Below are 26803 nucleotides of genomic sequence, written 5' to 3' on the forward strand. Positions count from 1 at the left end.
CTGGCCAAGCTGGAGTTCTTCAATCCGCTCGCCTCGGTGAAGGACCGCATCGGCGTGGCGATGATCGAGGCGCTGGAGCAGGCCGGCCGGATCGGTCCGGACTCCGTTCTGATCGAGCCCACCAGCGGCAACACCGGGATCGCCCTGGCCTTCGTGGCGGCGGCCAAGGGCTACCGGCTGATCCTGGTCATGCCCGAGAGCATGTCGATCGAGCGCCGCAAGATGCTGGCCCTGCTCGGCGCCGAACTGGTGCTGACCCCCGCCGAAAAGGGCATGAAGGGCGCCATCGCCATGGCCCAGGAACTGCTCGAGCGGACACCCGGCGCGGTCAGTCCCGCGCAGTTCGACAACCCGGCCAATCCGGCCATCCACCGGGCCACCACCGCCGAGGAAATCTGGAACGACACCGCCGGCGGGGTCGACATCGTCATCTCCGGCGTCGGCACCGGCGGCACCATCACCGGCGTCGGCCAGGTGCTCAAGGCCCGCAAGCCCTCGGTGCGGATGATCGCCGTGGAGCCGACCGCCTCGCCGGTGCTGTCCGGGGGCGAGCCGGGTCCGCACAAGATCCAGGGCATCGGGGCGGGCTTCATCCCCTCGATCGTCGACCGTTCGGTCATCGACGGGATCGAACAGGTCTCGAATGAGGACGCCTTCGACATGGCGCGCAAGGCGGCGCGGGTCGAAGGCGTGCCGGGGGGCATCAGCTCGGGAGCCGCCCTGGTCGCGGCCTTCCGCCAGGCGGCCCTGGAGGAAAACGCCGGCAAGACCCTGGTGGTGATCCTCCCCAGCTTCGCCGAACGCTATCTGTCGACGGCGCTGTTCGAGGGGCTGTGACGGCCCCGGCCCCCGCCGTCGGCGGTGTCCGGGGCCCCGTCACGGGCGGTTAACCGTCCCGCCTTAGGCTTTCACCGACATGTCCGAGCCCGCTCCCACGCCAGAGGAGGCCGCGCCGCAAGGCGCCCTTCGCGCGCGCCATGCGCTGCTGAAGCGTCTGGCCGACGTGGTCTCGCTGCCGGCCAGCCGGATCAACGCCTTCGAACGGTCGGTCACCGGCGACCTGCTGGTCGAGATGCTGCGCCTCGCCTCGCCCGAGGACCGCAAGCGGGTGGCCGCGCGTCTCGCCCCGCTGGCGGAACTGCCCAACGCCCTGGCGCGGATGCTGCTGCGCGACGAGGCGGACATCGCCGGCCTGCTGATCGAACAGTGCGCGTCGCTGTCCGACGCCGACCTGGTGGCCTGCGCCCGCGACACACAGGCCGAGCACCGCTTCCTGATGGCCAGCCGGCGCGGCCTGTCCGAGGTCGTCACCGAGACGCTGTTGAGCTTCGGCGAGAGCCAGGTGATCGAGGCGGTGCTGCGAAACTCGAGCGCGCGGCTGAGTCAGGTCGCCGTCGAAGGGGTCGTCAGCCTGAGCCGGTCCGAGCGGCAGCTGTGCGCCCATCTGCTGAAGCGGCCGGAACTGCGGCCCTCGGGCGCCTATGTGATGTTCTGGTGGTGCGGAAGCGACGACCGCCGGACCATCCTGCAGCGGTTCGCCGTCTCGCGCGAGGTCATGCAGGAGGTGGTCGAGGACGTCTTCGCCATGGCCGCCGAGGAGAACTGGCAGGATCCGGTGTCGCGCAAGGCGCTTCAGTTCATCGAACGGCGGCAGAGAAACCGCGCCGCGATCGAGAAGAGCCCGTACTCCGGGCTGGAGCAGGCGGTGGAGGCGGCCGCCCTCCACGGCCTGACCCGGGAGGTGGCCACGGAGATCGCCTATCTGGCCGGCGTCAAGCCGGTCACCGGGGCCAAGATCCTCGGCGATCCCGGCGGCGAGCCGCTGGCCATACTGTGCAAGGCCACGGGGCTGTCGAAGTCGGCCCTGACCGGACTGTGGCGCTCGATGCGACGCCCCGAGACCAGCGCGGACGGTTCGCCCGACCCGGTCTGGGAACGGGTCCAGGTGACCTATGACATGCTCGCGGTCGATCGGGCCCAGACGGTGCTGCGCTACTGGAACTGGTCGTTGTCCTCGGCGCTGACGCCGGCCCTGCTCAGGGCGATCCGGGACGGCGAGGAAGACCAGGTCGACGACTATTCAGCGCCAGAGAGGGCGGCCATGCTGGCTCTGGCGGAAAATTTCGGCCGCTGATCTGCGCCCCGGACCGGGTCTACTCTGATAATCGGTCGCCAGGCGGGCCACGAATACGCTATTGCAGGAATCGATCTCCGGCTCTATTCACACCTTTCAGTGGCCTGACGGTCAACGTTCGGCTGAAACAAATCAGATCGCAAGGTGAGACCGCGCGCATGGAAGAGAACTCGCAACTGCTTGAGATGACCGCCGACATCGTGTCGGCCTATGTCGGCAACAACAATGTTCAGGCCGTCGAGGTGCCGGGCCTGATCTCCAGCATTCACGCGGCGCTCTCGCAGGTTTCAAGCGGCGCGGTCGAGCCGGAGCCGGAGCCCAAGGAGCCGGCGGTTCCGGTTCGCAAGTCGATCACGCCGGACTATCTGATCTGCCTGGAGGACGGCCGCAAGTTCAAGTCGCTGAAGCGTCACCTGCGCACCAAGTACAGCATGAGCCCCGAGGAATACCGGGCCAAGTGGAGCCTGCCCAAGGACTATCCGATGGTCGCGCCCAACTACGCCAAGGCGCGCTCGGACCTGGCCAAGCAGATGGGCCTCGGCCAGGGTGGGCGCAAACCGGCGCGCCCCGGCCCCGCCCGCGCCAAGAAATAAGCCGGTCCCCAAGGGATCGAACGCCCGCTCCAGCGATGGGGCGGGCGTTTCGCGTCCGGGAGGATCAGGCGGCCTGGGCCCCGCGGCGCATGCGCCAGAAGCGCAGCGTCCTCAGCGCCGCCTCGCGGGTCAGGTCGGCGTACATGCGGGCGTAGGCATGGGCCTTGGCCATGGCCTCGCCGTCGTCGTTGAGCAGGACCACCGCATAGGTCAGGAACAGGGCGCGATCGAGGTCGGCGGCCTTGCAGACCACCGCCAGGGCGTCCAGCTCGCGCCGCTCGACGATCTGGCGGGCGGTGTGGAAATCGATGTCCGCCAGCTGGGCGAGCGCGATCAGGAAGGAGGTCCGGCCCCCGGTCCTGTCGCCGGAGCGCAGGAAGCGGGCCAGCATCTGCGGCGTGAGCTGCCCGGCCGCCCGCAGTTCCTCCACATAGGCCGAGCATTCGGCGTAGTCGGGGGGCAGGGCGCCGTCGTCGGCGGCGATGCGGGCGCGCCCCGCCGCCAGGGCGCTCTCCAGCAGCGCCGGATCCATGCCGGCGTTCTGCTCGAGGATGCGCGCCCGGAGCCGCGCCTCGACGACGAAATACATGTCGTTGAGAAGATCGGGCGGCAGGCTGGCCCGCGAGACCGTGGCCTCGTGCAGCGCCGGATTGATCCTGGCGCGTTCGACGGCGGCCTCGGAGGCCTTGCGCGACAGCCGGGCCCCGTCGTTCCGCAACAGGGCGCCGAGGGTTTCGTCGTCGCCCCGCTCGACGATCACTTCGGACACCGCTTCAGACACGGAGGCGCGGGCCGAGACGGCGCGGAGGTGGTCCTGGCCGTGGCGACGCACCACCCCGAGCAGGTCCTCGTCGGTCAGCACCGGCGAGGCCGCCAGCACCGCGCCGGCGACCGAGGCCTCGTCATTGGCGAGCCGCCGGATCAGATTGTGCGGCGCATCGGGGGCATTGGCGAAGCGGGCCGACAATTCGGCGCGGACCGCCGTCTCCATATCGTCGGCCAGCTTGATCAGGACCGCGTCGTAGAGGCGGGTCTCGGCGGCCGTGCGGACCGAGGCGCCGAAGAAATGCTCGGTCAGTTCGCGCAGCAGGGCGCGGCGTTTCTCGCTGGAGCCCTCCTCGGCGAGGGCGATCAGCTTGGGCAGGCGGGACAGGGTCGACGCGTCGGTCACTGGTGATCCCCGTCCGACGGAGCCGGCGCGGCGCGCATGTCGCCGTTGCGGCCGCGGATCAGCGTCGGCCCCGGCTCGGGCGCGGCGAGGTCCCGGGAGGCGAGGGTCTCGACGCCGCTGACCACGAGGGCATCGACATAGGTCGGGGCCGGGACGGTCAGGGCGTCGGGTCGGCGGCCGTTCTGACGGTGGACCGAATAGTAGCGGCCGCCCTGCGGCGCGGCGTCGCCGGAGCCGGCCGCCGCCGCCGCGGGGGGCGGGGCCGGCGGCTGAACCTGGAAGATCGGCGCGTCGCGGCGCGGCGCCATCGGATCCGGCGGACCAACGGGAGCGGGACCGGGGGTCCGCACCGGGGCCGGATGGATCAGCTCAGCCGGGACGGCCTGGCCGCCGCCGGCCGGGTCGGGCAGATAGCCGGGAGTCGGCGAGGGCGCGGCGGCCGCGAGCGCCGGAGCCGCCGGCGGGGACGGAGGGCGAAGCCAGGCGTCGGCCGGCGTCAGCGTCCGCCGGGCCGGAGCGGCGGAGGGCGATCCGCGAGCCGCTGCGCCGCCGTGGGGGATGACCGGATTGGGCCGTCCGGGACCGCGGCCGACGGGGGCCGGCGCGGCGGCGGCGCGGGCCCCGGGCGGCGTGGCTTCGCCGCGCCCCGGCCACGAGAGGTAGGGCCGCGCCGACTGGGCGGCGGCGGCGCCGGTCAGCAGCAGACCGCCGGCGGCGGCAAGGACGGCGGCGGCAAGCGAGGCGCGGCGCAAGGGCGGGCTCCGGGCGCGGAAACTGGAGCGGCACGGTAGCGGCCTGGGCTTAACCCGTCGCTAACGCGCGGCCGCCGTTCAGACGAGGCGGCGCCGTACGACGCGCTCCGCGGCCCCGACCGCGGCGTTGAGGGCCAGGCCCAGACTCATCAGGCAGAACAGGGCGGCCAGCATTTCGGCCGTGCGCAGGCGGTTGCCGGACTCGAGCAGCCGCCACGCCAGCCCCTGGGTGGCCCCCGAGCCGGAGACGAATTCGGCGACCACGGCGCCGATCACCGACAGGCCGGCGGCGACCCGCAACCCTTCGAGAATGAACGGCAGGGCGGACGGGAGGCGCAGCCGGATCAGCCGCTGCAGCGGCGACGCGCCGTACAGGTCGAACAGCCGCTCCAGATCCGGATCGGCGGACTTGAGGCCGGCCAGCACGCCGGAGAACAGGGGAAAAAAGGCCACCGCCGCCGCGAGCGCGACCACGGCGCGCCCGGCGTGATCGAGGCCGGCCCAGATCAGCACCAGCGGCGCGATGGCCACGACCGGGGTGACCTGCAGGGCGACGGCGAGGGGGCGGACGGCCTGCTCGGCCGACCGGTTCAGCGAAACCGCCAGAGCCAGGCCGCCGCCGAGCAGGAAGGCGAGGACGAGGGCCTGGAAGGCCATCCAGAAGGTGGCGGCGGCGGAGGCGAACAGCAGGGGCGCGCGCCCGACCAGGGCCATGCCGACCGCGCTGGGCGGGGGCAACAGATAGGCGGGCAGGTGCAGGGCGCGGCAGGCGATCTCCCACGCCGCGAGGAGGGCGGCGGTCAGCACGAGCGGCGGCAGGAGGCGGCTCATGCAGCCCGCCCGGGGTCCGCCGCGGGGCGAATCATGCTCCGGGCCAGTTCGCCGGCGAGGCGTTCGACGGCGTCGCGATGCCGCGGCTCGGACCGCCACCCGTCCGCCCGCGGCGGCCGGCCCGGCGTCGGCAGCTGGGCGGTCACCCGTCCGGAGCCCGCGTCGAGCACGACCGCGCGATGGGCCAGATAGACGGCCTCCTCGACGTCGTGGGTGACGAAGACGATGGCCGGGCGGGGCGCGCGCCCGGCCCACAGACGGTGCAGGTCCTCGATGAGGCGCCGGCGGGTGACGCTGTCGAGGGCGGCGAAGGGTTCGTCGAGCAGCAGCAGGTCCGGGTCGGTGACCAGGGCCCGGGCGAGCGACGCCCGCATGGCCATGCCGCCGGACAACTGCCGCGGACGGGCTGACAGCCGGTCGCCCAGACCGACGGCGGCCAGCGCCGCCGCGGCGCGGCGGCGGGCCTCGTCGCGGGGCGCGCCCGTCAGTTCGAGCGGCAGGGCGACGTTGGCCTGGATGTCGGCCCACGGCGCCAGGGTGGCGTTCTGGAAGACGAAGCCGGTGCGGCCGCGCCCGGCGCCGCCGGCGACGACGCCCTGCGACGGCGCCTCGAGCCCGGCCATCAACCGCAGCAGCGTGGACTTTCCCGCGCCCGAGGCGCCGACCAGGGCGACGATCTCGCCGGGGGCGACGGTCAGGTTCACCGGCCCCAGCGGCGGCCGGCCCGGGTAGCGGACGACGACGTCGCGCAGCGCCGCCGCGGACGCCGGGCCGGTCTCAACCACGGCCGGGCAGGTACTGGGTCGTGAAGGCTTCGCGCCAGTCGAGGCCGGGCGGGTAGAGGCCGGCCGCGGAGGTGACCTCGAAGAAGGTCCGCCAGCGCTCGGCGGTCATCGCCCCCAGTCCGTAGAGCGCCGCGTCGCCGCCGTCGACGATGCCATGGGCCTTGAGCTTGGCGCGGGCCTGATCGAGGACGTCCTGGGTCATGTCCGGATTGTCGCGCCGGATCAGGGCGTCCGCCGCCCTGCCGTCACCCTGGATGTAGTCGCGCCAACCCTCGGCCGAGGCGGCGATGAAGCCGCGCAGGGCGCGGGCGTTGTCGCGGGCGAAGGCGGTGGGGGCCAGCACCATGGTGGCGTAGGACGGATAGCCCTCGTCGGCCAGCAGGAACACCTTGGGGGTGAAGCCCGCCTCCTTCTCGATCGTATAGGGTTCGCTGGTCAGATAGCCCTGCTGCACGGCCCGGGGGTCGCTCAGGAAGGGGGCCAGGTTGAAGGTGTAGGTGCGCACCTGGTCGTCGGTGAAGCCGTATTTGGCCTTCAGCCACACCCAGAAGGCTTCGCGCGCGGCGGTGGCGAGCAGGAAGGGCCGGCCGCGAAGATCGGCGATGCCTTCCAGGGCCGGATCGGGATGGGCGATCAGCACCTGCGGGTCTTTCTGGAAGAAGGCGGCGACGGCCTTCACCGGCGCCCCTTCCTCGACCAGGTTCATCGGGATGAAGCTGTTGGAGCCCATGCCCAGTTCGACGGCGCCGGAGGCCAGCAACTGCGGCACATTGACGGCCGGTCCGCCCTGGATGATCTGCACGTTGAGGCCGCGCTTCTCATAGGCCCCGGAGGCCAGCGCCTGGTAGAAGCCGCCGTGCTCGGCCTGGGCGCGCCAGTCGGTGGCGAAGCGCAGTCGCACCCGGCCGTCGTCGTCGACCGGAGCCTCGGCGCGGCTGCAGGCCGCCAGCGCCGCCGTCGCCGCCAGCGCGCCGGCCCCGCCGATCAGGGCTCGGCGATGGGGCGATGTGGGGCGATTCCCGCGCAGCTTCATGGCCTTGGTTTACGGCCGGGGCGGGGGGAAGGGAAGGGCATGGCGGCGAAGGAGCGGGCGAGCTTCGCAGAACCAGCCGCCGGAATTGAGCGAGGGGACGAAGATCCCCGCAAGCGGTTCCCCTCGTCCCCTCGCCAAGTCCGGGTTGGACTTGGCCATTGAGGTTCAGGACCCTGGCTTCAGCATCAGCGAGGCGAACCCCGGTGATGGTCGGCTGTATCCTGTCGCGCTCCCGGTCTCCGGCGTCCCACGAGGTCGAGCCCCGCGCCGTCCATCGATCCTGATCCGGTTCCCGCCGAATCTTCTGGGGCCGAAGCCTTCGAAGGGTCCTTCGGGCCTTGATCCTGCCTGCCGTCCGTCGGGGCCGAAACCCCCCGGTGCGTCAGGTCAGAGAGCCGGGCCGGTCCGCTTTGAGCCCCGGGTCTCCCCGGATTTCCGCGCCGCCGTGTCCCTCGGCCTGTTGACGTTCGCGCCAAATCCGCTAGACGGCAAGCGTCTGAATCCGGCCGGCTGTGCGGAACCGCCCCCGACCCGGTGGATAACCCTGTGCATATCTGTAGGCGGACGGAATTCGTGAAAACGAATCAGGCGCTTGGGTTTTCCACAGAAAGCGGCGGCCGCGCGATCGTTTCCGGAACCAGAGCCACCGCGTAGGCAAGGTTGACGATATGCGGCCCCTCGACCTGCATTCTGGGAATGGGGGTTTCCCTGGCGACGGCTTGACGGCGCGCCGAGCCATCCCTGGGGGCCACGACAAAGGTCTCGCAGTTCCTCAGGGTCAGCCAAGCGATCTGCTTGTCGCTGGTGAGCGATATGGTCTCGACCTGCCCTTCATAGCCGATGGCCAGATCGCCTACCTGAAGATCGGTCACGACCCAGGCGATCAGATGCTTGAGATAGCCCTCCTCCGCTCGTAGCTGCGTGAGGATCGGACTGAGCCAACCATACAGCAGCGCATGAAGAGTGGAGCCGGGTTGGGCCGTGCGGCCAATCTGACGCGCCGCGAAAAAGCCGATCCCCGACAGAGCCAGAAGGAGCGTCAGCAAGATCGCGGTTTCTATGCCAAGCTCATCCGCTGTTCTGCTTCCGAGGAAATAGCGATAGACGTTTGGATCGTATGAAACTGTCCAACCGGTGATCGCCCCCAGCCCATCAATGCACGTGAGCACAGCCGCAGAAAGGGCGTGGAGCGTCAGGGCTCCGAACACCACGATCGCCAAGGCGATCAACGACGCGGGCGCAGGCGCCGCCGGGTGAACTACGTCTTTGCTCTTTGATAGAAACAGGCCCGCAAAAACCGCCAGCCCCGGCGCCAAGGCGAACAACGCCCACGCGACGGTCAGTGTGACGGCCATCAGGCCATCTCCAGGTCAGGCCGCGATCTTTGCCCGGGGTTTGGGCGCGGGTTTGGGCTTGACGACGATCACGCCGTCATCCCGCAACTCCCCGTTCGCCAGCATTTTGGACCAAGTGCCGTACATCTTCAGCAGCTTCGGCCCGGTCTTAAGAGCGGCGTCCGAGGTCAGTTTCGTTCCGGTCATGTGCCATTCCCTACGCCCTGACCCTAGCACGACAGTTGGGAGTCGAACAGGTCATGCAAGCCATCTCAGCCCGACAGGGCTTCCCGTTTCGCCTCCAGCTCCAGCCATTCCTCCTCGGCGGCCGCCAGAAGCGTCCGGGCGCGCCCGGCGTTGGCGGTGGCGCGGTCGAAGGCCTTGCGGTCCCGGGTATAGAGGTCGGGATCGGCGAGGGCGGCCTCGTGGCGGGCGATGTCGGCGGGCAGGGTGGCGAGCAGGCCTTCGAGCTCTTTCAGGCGGTGGGCGTCCCTGAAGGTGAGCTTGCCGGGCTTTTGGGGGGCGAGGGTCGAGGGTCGAGGGGCGAGGGGCGCTGACGCATTGCCCGTTGATGCATTTTTCCACTCGTCCCTCGACCCTCGACCCTCGCCACTCGTCAGGAAGCCGGGGTTCTGGCGGATGAAGTCGGTCCAGCCGCCGGGGGTCTCGACGATGTCGCCGCGGCCGTTCATGGCGATGGTCGAGGTGGCCAGCCGGTCGACGAAATCCCGGTCGTGACTGACCAGGACCAGGGTGCCGTCGTACTGCTCGAGCAGTTCCTCGAGCTTGTCGAGCGTGTCCATGTCGAGGTCGTTGGTCGGCTCGTCGAGGACCAGCATGTTGGCCGGTTTGGCGAGCGCCCGGGCGAGGAGGAGGCGGTTGCGCTCGCCGCCGGACAGGGTCGAGATCGGCTGGCGCAGCTGGCCTTCCTGGAACAGGAAGTCCTTCGCATAGGCGGCGACGTGCTTCGACACGCCGCGCACGAGGATGGAATCCCCGCCCCCCGGGGTGAGGGCGTCCCACAGGGTCATGTCGGAACGCAGGCCCTCGCGGGACTGGTCGAGGTAGACCGGGTCGAGATTGGCGCCGAGCCGGACCGTGCCGCCGTCGGGTTCGAGCTCGCCGAGCAGGATCTTCACCAGGGTGGTCTTGCCGGCGCCGTTGGGGCCGACGATGGCCAGGCGGTCGCCGCGGATGACCCGGGTGGTGAAGGGTTTGATGACGGTGCGGTCGCCGAAGCTCTTGGTCACGCCCTTGAGGTCGGCGACCAGCTTGCCCGAGGCCACGCCGGAATCGACGCCGAGGTTGAGTTCGCGGGGCAGGTCGCGGACGCGCTCGGAACGGTCGGCGCGCATGGCGTTGAGGGCGCGGGCGCGGCCTTCGTTGCGGGTGCGCTGGGCGGTGATGGAGCGGTAGAAGGTGTAGGTCTCGCGCTCGATGGCCTTGTTCAGGCGGCGCAGGGACTCGGCCTCTTCCTCCATCACCTTGCCAGCCCATTCGTCGAAGGCGGCGAAGCCCTTGTTCAGGGTGCGGACGCGGCGGCCTTCGAGCCAGTGGCAGGACTGGGTGACGCGGTTGAGGAAGGCGCGATCGTGGCTGACCACCAGCACGGCGAAGCGGGCGCTGATCAGTTCTGTCTCGAGCCGCTCGATGGCGAGGATGTCGAGGTGGTTGGTGGGTTCGTCGAGCAGCAGCAGGTCGGGCTCTTCCGCGAACGCCTTGGCGAGGGCGGCGCGACGGATTTCGCCGCCGGAGAGGTTCACCGCCGGCCTGGCCGGGTCGAGGCCGAAGGCGGTCAGCCAGGCCTCGGCGGTCCACGGCTGGGCGTCGCCGGAAACGGCGTAGTCGAGCAGGGTCTCGCCGGTGATGACCGGTTCCTGCGGCACATGGGCGAAGCGGGTCCCGGCCTGCACCGAGCGGTCGCCGGCGTCGGGCTCGATCAACCCCATGACCAGCTTCATCAGGGTCGACTTGCCGGCCCCGTTGCGGCCGACGAGGGCGGCGCGGGTGCGCGGCTCGACAGCCAGGTCGACCCCGTCGAACAGCGGGCGCGGCCCGTCCTGCAGGCGGACGTCCTTGAGCGCGACGAGCGGGGGTCTGGCGGAGGACTTGGCGGCCATGAGGCGGGGGCTATAGACCGGCGGGCGTCGGTCCGCCAGCCGGCTGCGCGGCGGCGGTCGCGCGTGGCGGGCGACAGCGGGAACCGATCGCGGTAAGAGGCCGCCGATGGACCGACCCTTCTGGCAAGCGAAGCGCCTCGAACAGATGACGCGTGCGGAATGGGAGAGCCTGTGCGACGGCTGTGGCCTGTGCTGCCTGGTGCGGTTCGAGGACGAGGACACGGGCGAGGTGGTGCCGACGCGGGTGCACTGCAAGCTGTTCGATCCGGTGCGCTGCACCTGCACGGACTACGCCAACCGCCTCGAGCAGGTGCCGGACTGCATCAAGCTGACGCCGTGGAACATCGAGGCGCTGGCGTGGATGCCGAAGTCGTGCGCCTACCGCCGCATCCACGAGGGCCGCGGACTGGCGGACTGGCATCCGCTGGTTTCCGGGGACCCGGAGAGCGTTCACGAGGCGGGCGTGTCGGTGCGCGGGCAGACGGTGTCGGAGCTGGCCCTCAAGGACCCCGAGGACGCGCTGGATTTCGAAGCCGAGGACTGGATCGCCGAGAGGGGCGGCGAGTCCGGGTGACGGGGCCCCGGCGCGCACGGCCGTGGCCGTGACGCTGCGCCGGCCTTTCACGGAATTATAGTCTGATAGCGGGGACGAAAGTCCGCCGGATCAGAAACTTGACCGTTTCCAGACTCTATCTTTCCGCCGGATAACGCTGGCAGGCTATGATGTGGGCACGTCGGAAAGTCAGGTGAGCGGCCCGGGACCGGGCCTCTCCGGACGGCAGGCCGACCCGATCGGCCGCGGCGCCGAATCTTGCTGGAGATTCCCATGCTGAACTGGCGGCGACCCTTCGCGGGGCGGCGGGACGTTGTCGCGCCCGAGATCAAGGACAGCCGCGTCGGTCCGCTGATCGCCCTGACCAGCGCGGGCCGGCCGCGCTGGACGCCGAGAGACTATGCGAGCCTGGCGACGGAGGGTTTCGGCCGCAACGCCGTGGCCTATCGTTGCGTGCGGATGGTCGCGGAGGCGGCGGCGTCGACGCCATTGGCGGTGTTCGTCGACGGGGCCAGGGAGGACGACCACCCGCTGGCCCGGCTGCTGGCCCGGCCGAACCCGGAGCAGTCCGGAACGGAGTGGCTGGAAGCGCTCTACGGGGCGCTGCAGACAGCCGGGAACGCCTATGCGGAAGCGGTCGGGGACGAGAGCCCGTCGGAGCTGTGGACGTTGCGCCCGGACCGGGTCAAGATCGTGCCCGGGCGCGCCGGCTGGCCGGACGCCTATGAGTATTCCGTCGACGGCCGTTCGATCCGCATCGGACGACAGGCGGACGGCTGGATGCCGGTGATGCAGCTGAAGCTGTTTCATCCGACCGACGATCACTATGGTTTTTCGCCGCTCGAGGCGGCCGCGTCGGCGATCGACATCCACAACGCCTCGAGCGCCTGGAACAAGGCGCTGCTGGACAATTCCGCCCGGCCGAGCGGCGCCCTCGTCTATGGGGCGAAGGACGGCGAGCGGCTGACGGTCGAGCAGTTCGAGGCGTTGCGGGCGCAGATCGAGGACGCCCACGGCGGTTCCATGAACGCCGGGCGGCCGATGATCCTCGAGGGCGGGCTGGACTGGAAGCCGATGAGCTGGACGCCGGCGGACATGGATTTCATCGCTGGCAAACACGCCGCCGCCCGCGAGATCGCCCTGGCCTTCGGGGTGGCGCCCCAGCTGTTGGGAATCCCCGGCGACGCCACCTACTCCAACTATCGCGAGGCCAGCGCGGCCTTCTGGCGCGGAACCGTGGCCCCGCTGGCGAGGAAGACGGCGGCGGCCCTGACCGCGTGGCTGGGAAGCCGCTTCGGGGGCGCGAGGATCGAGGCCGACCTCGACGGCGTGCCGGCGCTGCAGCCGGAACGGGACGCGCTGTGGGCGCGGCTGGAGGCGGCCAGCTTCCTGACCGACGAGGAACGGCGGCGCATGGCCGGAGTGGGCGCGTGATGGAGATGCTGCGGAAGGTTCCGGTGGCGGTGATCGCCGCCCTGGCGCTGCAGACCGCGGGCGCGCTGGTCTGGGCCGGCGGCGCCGCGGCGCGCATATCCGTGCTCGAAGCCCGGATCGGCGAGCACCGGCAGGTCGCGGAGCGGCTGGCGCGGCTGGAAGAACAGAGCAAGGCCACTCGCGCGGCGGTCGAGCGGATGGAGATGCGGCTGGAGCGCGGGCCGTGAGCGGTCATGCGGCCGCGGCCCGGGCGGCGACCCGGGACCGGATCCGGCCCGCAGGCGTGCAGATCGAGGGCCATGCGTCGCTGTGGGGCGTGGCCGACCTGAACGGGGACGTGGTCGCCAGGGGCGCCTTCGACCGGAGTCTGGCCGCGGCGGGGGCCGGCGGCGTGCGGATGCTGCACCAGCACGAAAGCCTGTCGCCGGTCGGCGTCTGGGACGAGATGCGTGAGGACGACCGGGGCCTGTGGGTGCGCGGGAGGATCATGGACTGGTCGGCGGAGGCGCGCTTCGCCCAGGCGCTGGCCAGGGCGGGAGCGCTGGACGGCCTGTCGATCGGCTTCCGCGGTCAGCGGGCGCGGCGCGAGGGCCGGCTCAGGGTGCTGGTCGAGGTCGAACTTTGGGAGGTGTCGCTGGTGACCTTCCCAATGCTGCCCGGGGCGCGCTTCCGGGTGACCCCGGGACCGGGTGTCGCCGTTCCGTCCTGATCAGAAGCCGGACGGCCGGACTTCGAACCGGCCCAGCGCCCTAGCTGCGCTGACGAGGGCCTTCCTGACCATCGGCTTACGAAGCAGGGCACCCAGCCAGAAGGCACCGATGAACAGGATGAAAATGGAGACGCGGGCGAAAAGAGCCGCGAGCAGGCCCGCCACCCCGGCGATCACCCAGATGCCGACGATGAGCGAAGAGGTCGCTTCGCGATCAGCCTCGGACAAGGGCTCGTCGGTCCGCGCGGTCCGCACCAGAGCCGGGGGCCGCTCGTCCTGAAGTCGTTGAAGGGGGCCGCGGTTGACGAGGGGCGGTTCCTCAAGCCGGACCGGATCGTGGTCGTCGTGCTGATGCAGGTCGAGCAGCGGGCTGGGCCGCATCAGGGCGGCGGGGTCGAAGGCGATGGACTCGCCGTGATCGTTGAGCGTGAACACCTGGTCGAACGGCGCGGCGGCGAAGTCGATAGCCCGGGTGTCCTGGCCGTAGGCGTCGCCGTGGAGGGCGAGCAGCCGGCCGTTGCGGAGCTCGACCTGGAAGGCGATCGGATCGGCCAGGTCGCCGACCATGGCGTGAACTGTCCCGAACAGCCCTGTGGCGCGCTCGGACGACAGCGGACGCCGCGAGCTGACGATCGTCTCGGTGAACAGGCCCGATCCGGTGTTGCGACGCGTGCCGGGCAGGCTTTCCTCGAACTGGCCGGCCAGATCAGGCGCGATATGGCGCAGGTCATGGGCCAGTGCGGCCATGACGTCGCGCTCGAGTTTGCTGAAGCGGGCGCTCACGCCCGGAGCTCCGACGGGCCCGACGGGACGGTCAAAGGCCGAAGCACCGATTTCTCAAGGGGGCGGTTCACGCCCCGACCCTAACCGCAAGCCGCGGTTCCTGAAAACCGGAGACACCATGAAAGAGACCAAGACGGCCTCGGGCACCCCCGAGGCGCGCGCCGCCATGCATGAGATGATGGCGGCGTTCGAGGCGTTCAAAGGGGCCAATGACGCCCGGCTGGACGAGATCGAGCGCAAGGCCTCGGCCGATCCGCTGCTGGAGGAGAAGGTCGCCCGGATCGACCAGGCGGTGGGCCGCGCCCAGGCGCGGCTGGACCGGGTGGTCAGCGAGGGGCGGCGGCCGGAGCTTGCGACGGTCAGCCCCTCCACCGCTTCGCGGTCCCCCTCCCCGTTCCACGGGGAGGAGAAGGCGGCGTTCGACGGCTATCTGAAGACGGGACAGTCGTTCGGCCTGGAGCTGAAGGCGGGGCTGTCGACGGCGTCCAACTCGGCCGGCTATGTCGTGCCGGAACAGACCGAGCGGGCCATCGAGCGGCGGCTGATGGCCGGGTCGCCGATGCGTGAAATCGCCGGCGTGCGGACCGTGGGCGCGGGCGTGTTCCGCAAGCCGGTCTCGACCGCCGGCCTGGCCGCCGGCTGGGTGGCCGAGACGGCGGCGCGGCCGGAGACCGATCCGGCGACGCTGGCGCTGCTGGAGTTCCCCTCGGCCGATCTGTACGCCAGCCCGGCGGCCACCCAGAGCCTGCTGGACGACGCCCTGATCGATCTCGACGAATGGCTGGCCTCCGAGGTCGAGGACGCCTTCGCGGCGCAGGAGACCAGCGCCTTCGTCACCGGGGACGGGCTCAACAAGCCCAAGGGCTTCCTCAGCTATGAGACGGTCGCCGAGGCCGCCCATGCCTGGGGCAAGATCGGCTATGTCGCGTCGGGGGCGGCGGGGGCGTTCGCGTCCCCGAGTCCGACCGACCGGCTGATCGACCTGATCTACGCGCCCAAGGCCCGCTATCGGCCCAACGGCCGCTTCGTCATGAACCGCAAGACGGTCTCGGCCGTGCGCAAATTCAAGGACAACGACGGGGCGTACGTCTGGCAGCCGGCCCAGCGGCCGGGCGAGACGGCCAGCCTGCTCGGCTATCCGGTGACCGAGATCGAGACCATGCCGGACATCGGCGCCGATGCGGCCGCGATCGCCTTCGGCGACTTTCAGCGCGGCTATCTGATCGTCGACCGGGCCGGGGTCCGGGTGCTGCGCGACCCCTATTCCGCCAAACCCTATGTGCTGTTCTACACGACCAAGCGGGTCGGCGGCGGGGTGCAGAATTTCGACGCCATCAAGGTGATGAAGTTCGCGGTGAGCTAACCGCCGAGGGTCGAGAGATGAGGGGCGAGGGACGAGGGACGAGGAATCGTCGCTCGTCCTGGCGTCTTGGTGAAACGGGCGCCGGTTGAGGTGAGACGCCGGGTTTCGACCCCCGTCCCTCGACCCTCGCCGCCTTAAGCAAAGCGAGATTGCAAATGACCGCACCGGTGAGCCTCACCGAGGCGAAGCTGTTCCTGCGCGTCGACCACGACGCCGAGGACGGGCTGATCCAGACCCTGATCGACGCGGCGCGCGCCCGGGTCGAGGCCGATGTCGGCTCGGTGCTTGAGTCGACCGCGCCCGCGCCGCTGCGGCTGGCGGTGCTGATGCTGATCCTGCGCGCCTATGAGCGCGGCGACGCCGACATGCCGATCCAGCCGGTGGATGCGTGGATCGCCCCCTATCGCGGCGTACGGCTGTGAGAACGCTGGCGGGCCTGTTCGAAGGCATGGAAAGCCAGACGCCCTACGGCGGCCGGGCGGTGAGCTGGGAGCCGGTCGGATCGGCCTGGCTGAAAACGGGCCGGCGACGGCTGCGCGAGAAGGCCGAACCGGGCGGCGGGCGCGTGATCGAGGTCATGACCGCCGAGGCGCGTTCGGACCTCCGGCTGACCGTCGGCAGGGTGCTGAGGTTCGGCGGCGGCGACTGGCGCATCCGGTCGACCGAGACGGTCGGCGGGCAGGCCATCCTCAATCTGGAGCGGACCCGATGAGCCATGAACTGGCCCTGCAGAAGGCGTTGATCGCGCATCTGGCCGGAGACCTCCGCCTCGGCCCCCTGCTCGGCGAACCGCCCAGGATCTGGGACGCCCCGCCGGATGGAGCGGCCCTGCCGTATCTGCTGATCGGACGCTCGGAGAGCCGACCGGTCGCGGCCGACGGAGGCGGCGTCGAACACGCCCTGACCCTGACCGCGGTTTCGCAGTTCCGCGGAACCGAAGAGGCCAAGGCCATCCTCGCGGCCGTGCGTTCGAGCCTCAGCGATGCGGCCCCGGTCGCCGACGGCGTGCGGACCATCAGCCTGAGGCTGACGTTCGCGGACGTCTACCCGGCCCCTGGCGGGCTCAGAACATTTGCGGTGCTGCGGGTGCGGGCCGTGACGGAGGAGGCCTGACATGGCGGCGCAGCGCGGCAAGGACATCCTGTTGAAGGTCGAGAGCGCGCCCGGCGTGTTCGCGACCGTCGCCGGCCTGAGGGCGCGGACGATTTCGCTGAACGCCCGCAGCGTCGACGCCACCGACGGCGACAGCGCCGGACGATGGCGGGAACTGCTGGGCGGGGCGGGCGTCAAGTCGGCGGCCGTGGCCGGGCAGGGCATCTTCCGGGACGAGGCCTCGGACGCGCTGATCCGGGAAGCGTTCTTCGACCAGGCGGCCCGGACCTGGCGGCTCATCATTCCGGACTTCGGCGCCCTGGAGGGAGCCTTCCTGGTGGCCGCTCTCGAATACGCCGGAGAGCACGAGGGCGAGGCCACATTCGCGATCAGCCTCGCCAGCGCCGGTGAAATCACCTTCGGAGCGGCGTGATGAAAGCCATCGGGGCGAGGGGCGAGGTCATGGCGCCGCTGGCCGGCGTCGACCGGCGCCTGTGCCTGACGCTGGGCGCGCTGGCCGAGATGGAGACCGCGCTGGGCTGCGACGGACCGTCGGAATGGGCGCAGCGCATGTCCGCCCTGTCGGCCCGGGATCTGACCGCGGTGCTCGCGGCGCTGCTGAGAGGCGGCGGCGAATACGAACTGGCCGAAAGCCTCGCCGACGCGGCGGTGGATCCGCGCGAGGCGGCGGAGGCGGTGGCCCGGGCCCTGGCGGCGGCGGCTTGAACACGCCGTGGGGCCCGATGCTGCGGGCCGCCGCCCGGGCCGGGGTCGGTCCGGCGGACTTCTGGCGGCTGTCGCTGAAGGAATGGCGCCTGCTGACCGAGGCGGCGGGCGACGGCCAGCCCCTGGGCCGGCGGGAGTTCGATCGCATGGCGGAGGCGTGGCCGGATGACTGACACTGGGAACGACGGCGGCCTCGGCTCCGTGCCGCAACGGGCGGCAGAGGCGGCGGCGGCGCTGGACAGTCTGCGGGAACCGGCCGAAAGGGCGGCGGCGTCGGTCGAAGCCGCCTTCGAGCGCGCCGGCGCCGGACTGGCGCGCTCCCTGGCGCGCGCGGCGGCGGATGGAGAGATCTCGCTGGCGGAACTGGCGCGGGCGGTGCTCGCCGCCGTCAACGCCGCGGCCGGCGGGGGCGCAGGGGGGTTGTCCGGCGCCATCGCCAGGGCGGTGGGGGCGGCGTTTTCCGGCTCGCGGGCGGACGGCGGACCGGTGAGCGCGGGCGGCGCCTATCTGGTCGGCGAACGAGGGCCCGAACTGTTTCGTCCCTCGGCTTCCGGGGCGGTCGAGGCGGTCGGGGCGCAGGGCGTGATCGTCAATGTCCGCGTCGACGGCGGGGCCGACGCCCTGCTGAGATCGGAGGCCCAGATCGCCCAGGCGCTGGCGCGGGCCGTCTCTCTCGGGGCCCGCCGGCTGTAGGACAGCCGCCCGGGCGGTTCGAGATTTCCGGAGATTTCCGATGGCCTTCCACGAGGTGAGACTTCCCGCGCGACTCGCGTTCGGGTCGACGGGCGGGGTCGAACGGCGCACCGACGTCGTGACCCTGGGGTCCGGCTTCGAGCGGCGCTCGTCGCCCTGGGCGCACGGCCGCCGGCGCTATCTGATCGGGGCGAGCCTGAGGTCGCTCGACGACATGGCGGCGCTGACAGGCTTCTTCGAGGCCCGGCGCGGCCGGCTGTACGGTTTCCGGCTGCGGGATTTCGCGGATTTCAAATCGTGCCCGCCGAGCGGCGCGATCACGGCGCAGGACCAGGGCCTGGGCGTGGGCGACGGGGTCCGGACGACGTTCGAACTGTCCAAGCGCTACGGCGAGGGGGAGGAGGCCGCCGTCCGCCGCATCCACAAGCCGGTCGCGGGAACCGTGAGGCTCGCGCTGGCCGGGGCCGAATTGGCGGCCGGGACCTTCGAGGTCGAGCCGACGACCGGAACCGTAATCCTTCAGTCGCCGGCGGCGGAGGGCGTGGTCGTGACCGCCGGTTTCGAATTCGACGTGCCGGTGCGCTTCGACGCCGACCGGCTCGACGTGACGCTGGAGAGCTTCGCCGCCGGGCGCATGGCCGCCGTTCCCCTGATCGAGGTGAGGGTCTGAGATGCGCCCGATACCCGGGGAACTGGCCGACCGGATCGAGAGCGGCGCCGCCACGCTGTGTCATGCGTGGCTGTTGAAGCGGGCTGATGGCGTGGTGGCGGGCTTCACCGACCATGACCGGAACCTCCAGGTCGAGGGCGTCGAATGCCGGGCCTCGAGCGGCTGGACGGCGGGAGTGTCCGAAGGCGGCGCCGGCCTGGCGCCGGGGACGGCCGCGGTCGCCGGCGTCCTGGACGCTGACGGCGTCACCGAGGCGGACATCGCGGCGGGCCTTCTCGACCGGGCCGAGGTGTCGCTGTGGCGGGTCGACTGGCGCCGACCCGATCTCAGGGTCCGGTTGTGGGTCGCGCGGCTGGCGCGGGTGCGCCGCGACGGCGGGGCGTTCACCGCCGAACTCGAAGGGCCGCTCGCCGCGCTGGAACGGGTGGCGGGGCGAACCTATGGCCGGGACTGCGACGCGCAACTCGGCGACGACCGTTGCACGGTCGACCTCGACGCCTTTCCCGGGGCGAGCTGCGACAAGCGCTGGGCGACGTGCCGCGCCACCTTCGGCAACGGCGTGAACTTCCAGGGTTTTCCAGACATTCCGGGCGACGATTTTCTGGTCGCCGCGCCCGTGCAGGGCGGACGCAATGACGGCGGGAGCCGGCGATGAGCGGCCGGGCCGCGGCGATCGCCCGCACCTGGATCGGCACGCCCTACCGGCATCAGGCCAGCGTTCGCGGGCAGGGCGCCGATTGCCTCGGGCTGCTGCGCGGCGTGTGGCGCGAACTGGTCGGGGCCGAGCCGGAACCGACGCCGCCGTACCGTCCGGACTGGGCGGAGGTCGGGGGCGAGGAGACTCTGCTGCGGGCCGCGCGGCGCTGGCTGCGGGAGATTCCGGTCGGCGCCGCCCGCACGGGCGACGTGCTGCTGTTCCGGATGGCTCCGGGAGCGCCGGCCAAACACTGCGCCATCCTGAGCGCGGGCGGGCTGGCGGACGACGGCGAGGGCGAGCCCAGAATGATTCATGCCTACTGGGGCCGGGCGGTGGTCGAGAGCTGGATGGGGGGCTGGTGGCGACGCCGGCTGGTGGCGGCCTTCGCCTGGCCGCGTCCGACGGACCGGGGGATCGGCTGATGGCGCAGGTGGTGCTGGGCGGTCTCGGCGGCGCGGTCGGCGGCGGCGTCGGCCGCATCATCGGCTCGACCCTGGGCGGTTTGGTCGACCGCAGCCTGGTGGCCGGGCTCGAGGCCCCGCGCCAGAAGGGGCCGCGGCTCGGGGCCCTGAACCTACAGGGCGCCGCCGAAGGCGCGCCGATGGCCTGGGCGGTCGGGCGGGCCCGCCTCGCCGGGCAGGTGATCTGGGCGGCCCGCTTTCTCGAGGGGCGAACAACCTCCTCCGGCGGCAAGGGCGGGCCGCGCACCGTGGAGTACGACTATTCGCTCAGCTTCGCCGTGGCGCTTTGCGAGGGGCCGATCGACGGGGTCGGCCGGGTCTGGGCCGACGGGCGCCCGATGGACCTGGGCGGGGTCACGATGCGGCTGCATCGCGGCGCCGACGGCCAAACGCCGGATCCGCTGATCGAGGCTGTCGAGGGCGAGGCTCCGGCCTACCGCGGCGTCGCCTATGTGGTGTTCGAGGATCTGCCTCTCGGGCCGTTCGGCAACAGGCCGCCCCAGCTGGCCTTCGAGGTGTTCCGGCGGCCCCTGGGTTCGGAGCCGGCCCTCGAGGACCGGCTGGAGGGCGTATGCCTGATCCCGGGGGCCGGGGAATTCGTTCTGGCGACCGAACCGGTCCTGCGCCGCGAGGGCCTGACCCGGACCACGCCCGAGAACCTGCATGCCGGCCCGCATCGCCCCGACCTGGTCGTGTCGCTGGACCAGCTGCAGGTCCAGGCTCCGAACCTGAAGCGGGTCAGTCTGGTGGTCGGCTGGTTCGGTGACGACCTGAGGGCCTCGCACTGCGCGATCCGTCCCGGCGTCGAGCGACGGCTCAAGCCGACGGAGCCGCAGGACTGGGCGGTCGCCGGCCTGACCCGCGACGACGCCCACCTGATCTCGCAGAGCGGAGGGGGTCCGGCCTATGGGGGGACCCCGTCGGATCGGAGCGTGCGCCAGGCCGTCGCCGAGCTGAAGGCGCGCGGGCTGGAAGTGACGCTCTACCCATTCGTCTTCATGGACGTGCCCGCGGGCAACGGGCTTCCCGACCCGTACGGCGGGGCGGAGCAGGCGGCCTATCCGTGGCGGGGGCGCCTGACCGCGGCCGCCGGAGCGGCGGCGGACGCCGACGTCTCCGCCGTCTTCGGCGCCGCCTCCGGCTGGGGCCTGCGGCGGCTGGCCCTGCACTACGCCGCACTGGCGGCGGAGTGCGGCGCGGACGGGCTGCTGATCGGGTCGGAGATGCGGGGGCTGACCTGGACGCGCGACGCCGTCGGCGGCTTTCCGGCGGTCGAGGCCTTTCGCGTCCTGGCCGCGGAATGCAGGGCCGTCGTCGGCGCCGGCGTCAAGCTGTCCTATGCGGCGGACTGGTCGGAATATTCCGGCTGGCGCGAAGGGGCCGAGGTGGCCTTCCATCTCGACCCGCTGTGGGCCGACCCCGAGATCGATTACGTCGGCGTCGACTGGTATCCGCCGCTGGCGGACTGGCGCGACGGCGACGGGGGGCTGGACGGCGCGATCCTTTCAGGTCCCGATGATGTCGACGGCCTGGCCGCACAGGTGGCGGGCGGCGAAGGTTTCGACTGGTACTATCGCTCGGCGGAGGATCGGGTCCTCCAGTCGCGCACGCCGATCGTCGATACGGCGCACGGGGAGGACTGGGTGTTCCGGCCCAAGGACCTCAAGGGGTGGTGGTCCCGGCCCCACCATGACCGGCCCGGCGGCGTCCGCAACGCCGCGCCCACGGCCTGGACGCCGGCGATGAAGCCGATACGCCTGACCGAATTCGGCTGCCCGGCCATCGACCGCGGCGGCAATGCGCCAAACCTGTTCCAGGACGCCAAGAGCTCGGAAGGCGGACGGCCGCCGTTCTCCACCGGCGCCCGCGACGACCGCATGCAGCGGCGCGCCCTGGAAGCCGTGCTGAACCATTTCGCCCTGCCCGCGAACAATCCGGTCTCCGGAGTGTACGGCGCTCCCATGCTGGAAGCCGCGGACGCCTGGTGCTGGGATGCGCGGCCGTGGCCGGAATTCCCCGCCCGCCCGGACGTCTGGGCCGATGCGGGCGCCTGGCGGACCGGCCATTGGCTGAACGGCCGGCTGGGCGGGGGAACGCGGAATCTGCTCGCCGAGGTTCTCGGCCGGGCCGGTCTGGCCGAGGCCGATTTCGAGATCGCCACGCCCGACGCCGAGGTGCAGGGATACGTCATCGACCGGCCGATGCGGGTGCGGGAGGCGCTGGAGCCGCTGCTGACCGCGCTCGGCATGATCGCCGCGGAGCGGGGCGGCCGTATCGCCGTGGTCGGCGCCGAAGCCCCTGTGCTGAGCCTGACCCCCGAAGCCCTGGCCCTGCCTCCAGGCGGAGATCCGGTCCGGCGGGACCGGACGCTCGAGCCGAGACCGGACGCCGCGCGCGTGCGGTTCATCGACGGCGACGCCGACTACCAGACCGGCTCGGCCGTGGTCCGGAGCGGCGGCGGGGGCGGAGGTCTGGACCTGGATCTCCCGGCCGTGTGTTCGCGTTCGCTGGCGCTCGCGACGGCGGAACGGGCCATCGAGGGCGGGCGGGCCGACCGGGTCGCCCTCTGGCCGGGGCCGGTCCAGTCGCTCGCCCTCGAGCCTGGAGACACCCTGTCCATCGAGGGTGACGCCCGGCGCTGGCGAGCCATGCGGATCGAGCTCGACGAAACCCCGGCCGCCCTGCTCGAACCGGTCTCGACGATCGTCGCCGGCGAAGACCTCGGCGCACCGTCGGGCCGGGACGAGGTGAACGCGACCGGCGCGCCATTCTTCCGCATGCTGGACTTGCCGCCCCTGATGGGCGGGGAGTCCGACGGACGGCCGATCGCCGTGGTCGCGACGGAGCCGTGGCGGCCGATGCGAGTCTTCGCCGGAGCCGAAGCCGGGAGCCTGACCGCCCGCGCCGACATCGCCCTCCGCGCCACCGTGGGACAGCTGGTCGCGGCGCTGGCCGGCGGCGTCCGCCACCGTTGGGACGAGGTCAATACGCTCGAGGTGCGGATCGAGGGGCGCCCGCCGCAGAACCTGTCGACACCGGCCGTGCTGGCCGGCGGCAATGCGGTGGCGGTGGAGACGGCCGCCGGCTGGGAGATCGTGCAGTTCCGGCGGGCCGAACTGGTCCAGGGCCAGGTCTGGCGACTCAGCGGCCTGCTGCGCGCGCAGCAGGGCACCGAACCGGCCGCGGCCGCGGGGGCGGCCGACGGCGCCGTCGTCGTGTTCCTCGGACCGGAACTGGAGCGGGCGGCCTCGCCGCCGGCGGAGCGCGGACTGCCGCTGATCTGGCGGGCGGGTCCGGCGGGGGCGCCGCCGGGGGGGGCGGGGGTCAGCGAGCTGGTCTTCACGCCGGCCGGCCTGCACGCCCGCCCCTGGAGTCCGGCTCACCTGAGGTGCGTCCGGCGCCCCGACGGCGGGATCGACCTGTCGTGGCTGGCGCGGTCGCGTCTTGACGGAGACCGATGGGAAGGGCCCGTCAGCCCCGCGGATCCGCCGAAGTACCGGGTCACCATTCTCAAGGCGGGACTCGCAATCCGGTGGTTCGAGGTCGGAGTCGAAGCCGCGCTCTACGCCGACGCCGCCACCGATTTTCCCGACGGCCTGCAGGGCGCGGAGGCGGCGGTGGCGCAGTGGGGAGACGGCTACGGCTGGGGTGTGGAGGCGCGCGTCGGACTGACCTGATCCGCCCGGGAGACGAGATTCCCACCATGCGCCTTTGCGCCGCGATGCGAATGCCCTAACTGACGGAAAGGACTTGATGCACAGGAGCGAAATCGAACGTGGCGGGCGATCCCTACAAGGAACTGGGCGTTTCGAGGGGCGCGACCGCGGACGAGATCAAGAAGGCGTTCCGCAAGCTCGCCAAGGAACTGCATCCCGACAAGAACCCCGGCAATACGGCGGCGGATGAGCGGTTCAAGCGCATTACGGCGGCCTTCGACCTGCTGGGCGACAAGGAGAAACGGGCGAAATACGACCGCGGCGAGATCGACGCCGACGGGCGCGAGCAGTTCCGCGGCTTTGGCGGCGGCCCGGGCGGGGGGGCGACCGGAAGCCCGTTCGGCCACGGCGGCGGCCAGCGGGGCGGATTCGAAAACATCGACCTGGACGAGCTGTTCGGCGGCATGTTCGGCGGCGGGGCCAGGTCGGGAGGAGCGCGCGGCGGGTTCTCGCCGCGGGGCGCGGATGTCAAGGCGACGCTGGAGATCAGTCTCGAGGACTCGATCTCGGGCGCGACGCGGCGCATCCAGTTCTCCGATGGACGAACCCTCGACGTGGCGATTCCCAAGGGGGCGGCCGATGGTCAGGTCATCCGCCTGCGCGGCCAGGGCGCGCCCGGCCCCTCCGGAAGAAGCGAGGCCGGCGACGCCTTGATCACCCTCAAGATCGCCCCTCATCCGGTGTTCCAGCGCGAGGGCGCGGACCTGACGATGGATTTGCCGGTGACGCTGTCCGACGCCGTTCTGGGCGGCAAGGCGCCGGTGCGGACCCCTGAGGGAACCGTCAGCATGACCATCCCGCCGGGCTCGAGCTCGGGCAAGGTGCTGCGCCTGAAAGGGCGGGGCGCCTTCGTCGGCGGCAAGCGCGGCGATCTGCTGGCCAGGCTGATGATCCAGCTGCCGGACGAAGTCGACGAGGGTCTGAAAAGGCTGGCGCAGGAGATGCGTGACCGGGGGGCCTACCGGCCTTGGCGCGATTGATGCGCAGCAAGCCCGATCTCAAGCCCGCGCGTCCCTGGTTCTCGTCCGGCCCGACCGTGAAACGGCCCGGCTGGTCGAGCCAGGCCATCCCGCATGAGCTTCTGGGACGCGGCATCCGCGCCCCCGAGGTGGTCGAGCGCTTCGCCCATGGACTGAGGCTGACGCGCGAGGTGCTGGAGGTCCCCGACGACTGGGTGCTGGTCTATGTGCCGGGGTCCGACACGGGCGCGGTCGAGGCGGTGTTGTGGTCGATGCTGGGGCAGCGGCCGGTCCAGGTGATGGCGTTCGAGAATTTCGGCAAGCAATGGGCGGTCGATGTGCGCGACCATCTGAAGCTTGAGCCCGAGGTGCTGGCGGCGCCCTGGGGCGAACTGCCGGACCTGTCGAGAGTCGACCCGAACAAGGACCTGGTGTTTCCCTGGAACGGGACGACGTCGGGGGTGCGGGTTCCGGACGCGGGCTTTATCTCGAAGGACCGCGAGGGGCTGGCGATCTGCGACGCGACCTCGGCGGCCTTCGCCATGCCGCTGGACTGGTCGAGGCTGGATGTGGTGACCTTTTCCTTCCAGAAGGCGCTGGGGGGCGAGGCCGGGATCGGGGTGGCGGCGTTGGGTCCCCGGGCAGTGGCGCGGCTGGACGGCTATGAGCCGCCGCGGGCGGTTCCCAAGGTGCTGAGGTTGCGGGACGGCAAGGGGTTCGACCGTACCTTGGCCACGGGGTCGATGATCAACACCTATTCGCTGTGGACGCTGGAGGACTGGATCGACGCGCTGGAGTGGGCGCGAGGCGTCGGCGGCTTGCAGGCCCTGATCGCGCGGACGGAGGCCAATGCGGCGGCCCTGGGAGACTGGGTCGGGCGGACGGACTGGATCGACTGGCTGGCCGTCGATCCGGCGACCCGGTCGACGACCTCGGTGTGTCTGAAGATCGTGGATGCGCGGGTGACAGCCCTGAACGAGGCGGGGCGGCAGGCGTTCGTCAAGCGGATGAAGACTCTGCTGGAGGCCGAGGGCGCGGCCTTCGATGTCGAGTCGCACCGGAACGCGCCGGCGGGCTTGCGGCTGTGGTGCGGGTGCACTGTGGAGACGGAGGACGTGGTCGCGGTGGGGCCGTGGCTGGACTGGGCGTTCGAGATGGGGCTGGACGCAGATGACGATGCGCTCGGGTAGCGACACGACGTCACCTAACCCATATTTAACACCCAACAGCCACTTTCTGTGTCATAGGCGCACTAGAAAGCAGCCTCCCGATGGATGTAGCCTGGCTACGCTTTGTCGGAAAGCGACTGATGGAACGGTTCAGACTACGGTCACGTTCTAGTTCTTACGGTCGCTCGGGGTGGAAGACGAGGAGATCTATATGCACGAAGAAATTCGCGCCCCCAAGGTTGTCAGGATGACGCCCGGAGAGCCGCACGTACCGCCGGTCCACCCGGCCGACTATTCCAAGCCGATCCCGGCTGCGACGCTCGCCCTCATTGACGAGGTCTGCAACCAGAACGAACTGTCGAGCGGTCGGACCCTTCAGCGTTTTGAGTGCTGATCCGGTAATCTATTCATTTGAGAGTCTGCCACGTCCCATGGACGTGGTTTGGTCTTTCTTCCCATATGACGAGAAACGCGGGGTGCCGGCAGCCGAGCCGCACCCCGCACTTGTGTTTGAAACCACGGAATTCCGTGACGGCGAATACGCCGTGAAGGTCGCCTACGGCACTTCAAACGTCACACGGGCGGAGCGAGCACAGCACTTCGTCGTGAGCAACTGGAATGCCCTCCAGTTCGCCGGGTTGAACAAGGAGACCTTCTTCGACTTGGGCCGGTTCAAATGGCTACCGTGGCGATCCGAGTTCTTCGCCAGCCCGGACTTGGACAAGTACCCCACGCCAGTGATCGGGCGCATCTTGGGGGACGGTCAAGCCGTCCTACGCTATGTGATTGAGCAGCGCAGAGCGGCGGGATTGGTCGTTCCCTAGACGTCCTCACATTTCAAGCCGAGACACTGGCCATGCGACGCCTGCACCGACAAGCACACGACTATCGGCCGAAGAAAATCCGATAGCTGAGCGACATCTTATGATTCCCCCGCTATAGGCTGCGCCCGCATTCCGAAATCCCGGACAGCGGAGAACAGTCTTGGCGAACGTGGCGGTGGTCGGCGCCCAGTGGGGCGACGA

The 26803-nt window shown here is 71.0% G+C and carries 32 protein-coding genes; 23 read left to right on the top strand and 9 right to left on the bottom strand.

All coding sequences use genetic code 11. The features are described 5' to 3' along the window. The 3 genes from cysK to Q0588_RS02195 all read left to right on the top strand — a co-directional run. A partial coding sequence (gene cysK / locus Q0588_RS02185) for a cysteine synthase A (protein WP_298743335.1) occupies nucleotides 1–837 on the top strand: 837 nt, incomplete at its 5' end. A gap of 79 nt (nucleotides 838–916) precedes the next feature. Next, the gene (locus tag Q0588_RS02190) at nucleotides 917–2134 is read left to right on the top strand and encodes a DUF2336 domain-containing protein (RefSeq protein WP_298743337.1); all 1218 of its coding nucleotides are present in this window, start codon (nucleotides 917–919) and stop codon (nucleotides 2132–2134) included. A gap of 158 nt (nucleotides 2135–2292) precedes the next feature. Further along, complete coding sequence (locus tag Q0588_RS02195) at nucleotides 2293–2727, top strand: MucR family transcriptional regulator (protein ID WP_298743338.1); 435 nt, start codon at nucleotides 2293–2295, stop codon at nucleotides 2725–2727. A gap of 64 nt (nucleotides 2728–2791) precedes the next feature. On the opposite strand, the gene Q0588_RS02200 is transcribed toward Q0588_RS02195, so the two are convergent. From Q0588_RS02200 to Q0588_RS02235, 8 genes are all read right to left on the bottom strand, one after another. Beyond that, nucleotides 2792–3898 (bottom strand): DUF2336 domain-containing protein, encoded by a 1107-nt coding sequence (locus tag Q0588_RS02200; RefSeq protein ID WP_298743341.1) that lies wholly within the window; start codon nucleotides 3896–3898, stop codon nucleotides 2792–2794. Then, on the bottom strand, nucleotides 3895–4650 hold the full coding sequence (locus Q0588_RS02205) for a hypothetical protein (protein ID WP_298743343.1): 756 nt from the start codon (nucleotides 4648–4650) through the stop codon (nucleotides 3895–3897). Before Q0588_RS02205 ends, Q0588_RS02200 begins: the two co-directional genes overlap by 4 nt. 78 nt (nucleotides 4651–4728) lie before the next feature. Further along, nucleotides 4729–5481, bottom strand: coding sequence for an ABC transporter permease (locus Q0588_RS02210; protein ID WP_298743345.1), 753 nt, complete (start codon nucleotides 5479–5481; stop codon nucleotides 4729–4731). Continuing rightward, entirely contained in the window at nucleotides 5478–6266 is a 789-nt protein-coding gene (locus Q0588_RS02215; RefSeq protein WP_298743347.1) for an ABC transporter ATP-binding protein, read from the bottom strand. The genes Q0588_RS02210 and Q0588_RS02215 overlap by 4 nt, the downstream gene beginning before the upstream one ends. Beyond that, nucleotides 6259–7299: an ABC transporter substrate-binding protein gene (locus Q0588_RS02220; RefSeq protein WP_298743349.1), complete on the bottom strand. Its 1041-nt coding sequence runs from the start codon at nucleotides 7297–7299 to the stop codon at nucleotides 6259–6261. The genes Q0588_RS02215 and Q0588_RS02220 overlap by 8 nt, the downstream gene beginning before the upstream one ends. A 584-nt stretch (nucleotides 7300–7883) precedes the next feature. Further along, nucleotides 7884–8654, bottom strand: coding sequence for a hypothetical protein (locus tag Q0588_RS02225; protein ID WP_298743350.1), 771 nt, complete (start codon nucleotides 8652–8654; stop codon nucleotides 7884–7886). A 15-nt stretch (nucleotides 8655–8669) separates the two neighbouring features. Beyond that, nucleotides 8670–8840 (bottom strand): hypothetical protein, encoded by a 171-nt coding sequence (locus Q0588_RS02230; RefSeq protein WP_298743352.1) that lies wholly within the window; start codon nucleotides 8838–8840, stop codon nucleotides 8670–8672. Nucleotides 8841–8905: 65 nt separating this feature from the next. Next, a complete protein-coding gene (locus Q0588_RS02235; RefSeq protein ID WP_298743354.1) occupies nucleotides 8906–10753 on the bottom strand; it encodes an ABC-F family ATP-binding cassette domain-containing protein in 1848 nt (615 codons plus the stop codon). A gap of 106 nt (nucleotides 10754–10859) precedes the next feature. On the opposite strand from Q0588_RS02235, the gene Q0588_RS02240 reads away from it, so the two are divergent. From Q0588_RS02240 to Q0588_RS02255, 4 genes are all read left to right on the top strand, one after another. Beyond that, a complete protein-coding gene (locus Q0588_RS02240) occupies nucleotides 10860–11327 on the top strand; it encodes a YcgN family cysteine cluster protein (protein WP_298743355.1) in 468 nt (155 codons plus the stop codon). Nucleotides 11328–11579: 252 nt separating this feature from the next. Then, a complete protein-coding gene (locus Q0588_RS02245) occupies nucleotides 11580–12740 on the top strand; it encodes a phage portal protein (protein WP_298743393.1) in 1161 nt (386 codons plus the stop codon). Beyond that, entirely contained in the window at nucleotides 12740–12967 is a 228-nt protein-coding gene (locus tag Q0588_RS02250) for a hypothetical protein (RefSeq protein ID WP_298743395.1), read from the top strand. Before Q0588_RS02245 ends, Q0588_RS02250 begins: the two co-directional genes overlap by 1 nt. Further along, the gene (locus Q0588_RS02255) at nucleotides 12964–13449 is read left to right on the top strand and encodes an HK97 family phage prohead protease (protein ID WP_298743358.1); all 486 of its coding nucleotides are present in this window, start codon (nucleotides 12964–12966) and stop codon (nucleotides 13447–13449) included. Before Q0588_RS02250 ends, Q0588_RS02255 begins: the two co-directional genes overlap by 4 nt. Here the strand turns inward: Q0588_RS02255 and Q0588_RS02260 are convergent, their stop codons facing one another. Then, a complete protein-coding gene (locus Q0588_RS02260; RefSeq protein ID WP_298743360.1) occupies nucleotides 13450–14232 on the bottom strand; it encodes a hypothetical protein in 783 nt (260 codons plus the stop codon). It lies immediately after the preceding gene. Between the two features lie 118 nt (nucleotides 14233–14350). On the opposite strand from Q0588_RS02260, the gene Q0588_RS02265 reads away from it, so the two are divergent. The 16 genes from Q0588_RS02265 to Q0588_RS02340 all read left to right on the top strand — a co-directional run bounded on the left by Q0588_RS02265 (nucleotide 14351) and on the right by Q0588_RS02340 (nucleotide 26602). Continuing rightward, nucleotides 14351–15595: a phage major capsid protein gene (locus Q0588_RS02265; RefSeq protein ID WP_298743362.1), complete on the top strand. Its 1245-nt coding sequence runs from the start codon at nucleotides 14351–14353 to the stop codon at nucleotides 15593–15595. A gap of 155 nt (nucleotides 15596–15750) precedes the next feature. After that, nucleotides 15751–16017 carry a head-tail connector protein gene (locus tag Q0588_RS02270; protein WP_298743364.1) on the top strand — a complete coding sequence of 89 codons (267 nt, stop codon included), beginning with the start codon at nucleotides 15751–15753 and terminating at the stop codon, nucleotides 16015–16017. Beyond that, a complete protein-coding gene (locus Q0588_RS02275) occupies nucleotides 16014–16307 on the top strand; it encodes a phage head-tail adapter protein (protein ID WP_298743366.1) in 294 nt (97 codons plus the stop codon). Before Q0588_RS02270 ends, Q0588_RS02275 begins: the two co-directional genes overlap by 4 nt. Beyond that, the gene (locus Q0588_RS02280; RefSeq protein WP_298743368.1) at nucleotides 16304–16708 is read left to right on the top strand and encodes a DUF3168 domain-containing protein; all 405 of its coding nucleotides are present in this window, start codon (nucleotides 16304–16306) and stop codon (nucleotides 16706–16708) included. Before Q0588_RS02275 ends, Q0588_RS02280 begins: the two co-directional genes overlap by 4 nt. Before the next feature lies 1 nt (nucleotide 16709). Then, entirely contained in the window at nucleotides 16710–17120 is a 411-nt protein-coding gene (locus Q0588_RS02285) for a phage major tail protein, TP901-1 family (RefSeq protein ID WP_298743370.1), read from the top strand. Then, complete coding sequence (locus Q0588_RS02290) at nucleotides 17120–17413, top strand: GTA-gp10 family protein (protein WP_298743372.1); 294 nt, start codon at nucleotides 17120–17122, stop codon at nucleotides 17411–17413. The genes Q0588_RS02285 and Q0588_RS02290 overlap by 1 nt, the downstream gene beginning before the upstream one ends. Then, the gene (locus Q0588_RS02295) at nucleotides 17410–17586 is read left to right on the top strand and encodes a phage tail assembly chaperone (RefSeq protein WP_298743374.1); all 177 of its coding nucleotides are present in this window, start codon (nucleotides 17410–17412) and stop codon (nucleotides 17584–17586) included. The genes Q0588_RS02290 and Q0588_RS02295 overlap by 4 nt, the downstream gene beginning before the upstream one ends. Further along, on the top strand, nucleotides 17579–18106 hold the full coding sequence (locus tag Q0588_RS02300) for a phage tail tape measure protein (protein ID WP_298743376.1): 528 nt from the start codon (nucleotides 17579–17581) through the stop codon (nucleotides 18104–18106). The genes Q0588_RS02295 and Q0588_RS02300 overlap by 8 nt, the downstream gene beginning before the upstream one ends. A gap of 40 nt (nucleotides 18107–18146) precedes the next feature. Then, nucleotides 18147–18776, top strand: coding sequence for a DUF2460 domain-containing protein (locus Q0588_RS02305; protein ID WP_298743377.1), 630 nt, complete (start codon nucleotides 18147–18149; stop codon nucleotides 18774–18776). Nucleotide 18777: 1 nt separating this feature from the next. Further along, nucleotides 18778–19431 carry a DUF2163 domain-containing protein gene (locus Q0588_RS02310; RefSeq protein ID WP_298743379.1) on the top strand — a complete coding sequence of 218 codons (654 nt, stop codon included), beginning with the start codon at nucleotides 18778–18780 and terminating at the stop codon, nucleotides 19429–19431. Then, entirely contained in the window at nucleotides 19428–19895 is a 468-nt protein-coding gene (locus tag Q0588_RS02315; RefSeq protein ID WP_298743381.1) for an NlpC/P60 family protein, read from the top strand. Before Q0588_RS02310 ends, Q0588_RS02315 begins: the two co-directional genes overlap by 4 nt. After that, a complete protein-coding gene (locus Q0588_RS02320) occupies nucleotides 19895–23611 on the top strand; it encodes a glycoside hydrolase/phage tail family protein (RefSeq protein WP_298743383.1) in 3717 nt (1238 codons plus the stop codon). Before Q0588_RS02315 ends, Q0588_RS02320 begins: the two co-directional genes overlap by 1 nt. Nucleotides 23612–23709: 98 nt before the next feature. Continuing rightward, entirely contained in the window at nucleotides 23710–24630 is a 921-nt protein-coding gene (locus Q0588_RS02325) for a DnaJ C-terminal domain-containing protein (RefSeq protein ID WP_298743385.1), read from the top strand. Next, complete coding sequence (locus tag Q0588_RS02330) at nucleotides 24630–25799, top strand: phosphoserine transaminase (protein WP_298743387.1); 1170 nt, start codon at nucleotides 24630–24632, stop codon at nucleotides 25797–25799. The genes Q0588_RS02325 and Q0588_RS02330 overlap by 1 nt, the downstream gene beginning before the upstream one ends. Nucleotides 25800–25989: 190 nt before the next feature. After that, complete coding sequence (locus tag Q0588_RS02335) at nucleotides 25990–26172, top strand: hypothetical protein (RefSeq protein WP_298743389.1); 183 nt, start codon at nucleotides 25990–25992, stop codon at nucleotides 26170–26172. A 37-nt stretch (nucleotides 26173–26209) separates the two neighbouring features. After that, complete coding sequence (locus Q0588_RS02340; RefSeq protein ID WP_298743391.1) at nucleotides 26210–26602, top strand: hypothetical protein; 393 nt, start codon at nucleotides 26210–26212, stop codon at nucleotides 26600–26602. Nucleotides 26603–26803: the final 201 nt, after the last annotated feature.

It is taken from the genome of uncultured Brevundimonas sp. (assembly GCF_937870815.1).
GTDB lineage: Bacteria > Pseudomonadota > Alphaproteobacteria > Caulobacterales > Caulobacteraceae > Brevundimonas.

Bases quoted from the DNA above. Each gene is read 5' to 3' on its own strand.
- Q0588_RS02290 (WP_298743372.1), top strand. From the start codon at position 17,120: ATGAAAGCCATCGGGGCGAGGGGCGAGGTCATGGCGCCGCTGGCCGGC.
- Q0588_RS02305 (WP_298743377.1), top strand. From the start codon at position 18,147: ATGGCCTTCCACGAGGTGAGACTTCCCGCGCGACTCGCGTTCGGGTCG.
- Q0588_RS02235 (WP_298743354.1), bottom strand. From the start codon at position 10,753: ATGGCCGCCAAGTCCTCCGCCAGACCCCCGCTCGTCGCGCTCAAGGAC.
- Q0588_RS02225 (WP_298743350.1), bottom strand. From the start codon at position 8,654: ATGGCCGTCACACTGACCGTCGCGTGGGCGTTGTTCGCCTTGGCGCCG.
- Q0588_RS02195 (WP_298743338.1), top strand. From the start codon at position 2,293: ATGGAAGAGAACTCGCAACTGCTTGAGATGACCGCCGACATCGTGTCG.
- Q0588_RS02340 (WP_298743391.1), top strand. From the start codon at position 26,210: ATGGACGTGGTTTGGTCTTTCTTCCCATATGACGAGAAACGCGGGGTG.
- Q0588_RS02330 (WP_298743387.1), top strand. From the start codon at position 24,630: ATGCGCAGCAAGCCCGATCTCAAGCCCGCGCGTCCCTGGTTCTCGTCC.
- Q0588_RS02320 (WP_298743383.1), top strand. From the start codon at position 19,895: ATGGCGCAGGTGGTGCTGGGCGGTCTCGGCGGCGCGGTCGGCGGCGGC.
- Q0588_RS02245 (WP_298743393.1), top strand. From the start codon at position 11,580: ATGCTGAACTGGCGGCGACCCTTCGCGGGGCGGCGGGACGTTGTCGCG.
- Q0588_RS02230 (WP_298743352.1), bottom strand. From the start codon at position 8,840: ATGACCGGAACGAAACTGACCTCGGACGCCGCTCTTAAGACCGGGCCG.
- Q0588_RS02270 (WP_298743364.1), top strand. From the start codon at position 15,751: ATGACCGCACCGGTGAGCCTCACCGAGGCGAAGCTGTTCCTGCGCGTC.
- Q0588_RS02250 (WP_298743395.1), top strand. From the start codon at position 12,740: ATGGAGATGCTGCGGAAGGTTCCGGTGGCGGTGATCGCCGCCCTGGCG.
- Q0588_RS02335 (WP_298743389.1), top strand. From the start codon at position 25,990: ATGCACGAAGAAATTCGCGCCCCCAAGGTTGTCAGGATGACGCCCGGA.
- Q0588_RS02300 (WP_298743376.1), top strand. From the start codon at position 17,579: ATGACTGACACTGGGAACGACGGCGGCCTCGGCTCCGTGCCGCAACGG.
- Q0588_RS02210 (WP_298743345.1), bottom strand. From the start codon at position 5,481: ATGAGCCGCCTCCTGCCGCCGCTCGTGCTGACCGCCGCCCTCCTCGCG.
- Q0588_RS02240 (WP_298743355.1), top strand. From the start codon at position 10,860: ATGGACCGACCCTTCTGGCAAGCGAAGCGCCTCGAACAGATGACGCGT.
- Q0588_RS02280 (WP_298743368.1), top strand. From the start codon at position 16,304: ATGAGCCATGAACTGGCCCTGCAGAAGGCGTTGATCGCGCATCTGGCC.
- Q0588_RS02285 (WP_298743370.1), top strand. From the start codon at position 16,710: ATGGCGGCGCAGCGCGGCAAGGACATCCTGTTGAAGGTCGAGAGCGCG.
- Q0588_RS02220 (WP_298743349.1), bottom strand. From the start codon at position 7,299: ATGAAGCTGCGCGGGAATCGCCCCACATCGCCCCATCGCCGAGCCCTG.
- Q0588_RS02190 (WP_298743337.1), top strand. From the start codon at position 917: ATGTCCGAGCCCGCTCCCACGCCAGAGGAGGCCGCGCCGCAAGGCGCC.
- Q0588_RS02265 (WP_298743362.1), top strand. From the start codon at position 14,351: ATGAAAGAGACCAAGACGGCCTCGGGCACCCCCGAGGCGCGCGCCGCC.
- Q0588_RS02310 (WP_298743379.1), top strand. From the start codon at position 18,778: ATGCGCCCGATACCCGGGGAACTGGCCGACCGGATCGAGAGCGGCGCC.
- Q0588_RS02315 (WP_298743381.1), top strand. From the start codon at position 19,428: ATGAGCGGCCGGGCCGCGGCGATCGCCCGCACCTGGATCGGCACGCCC.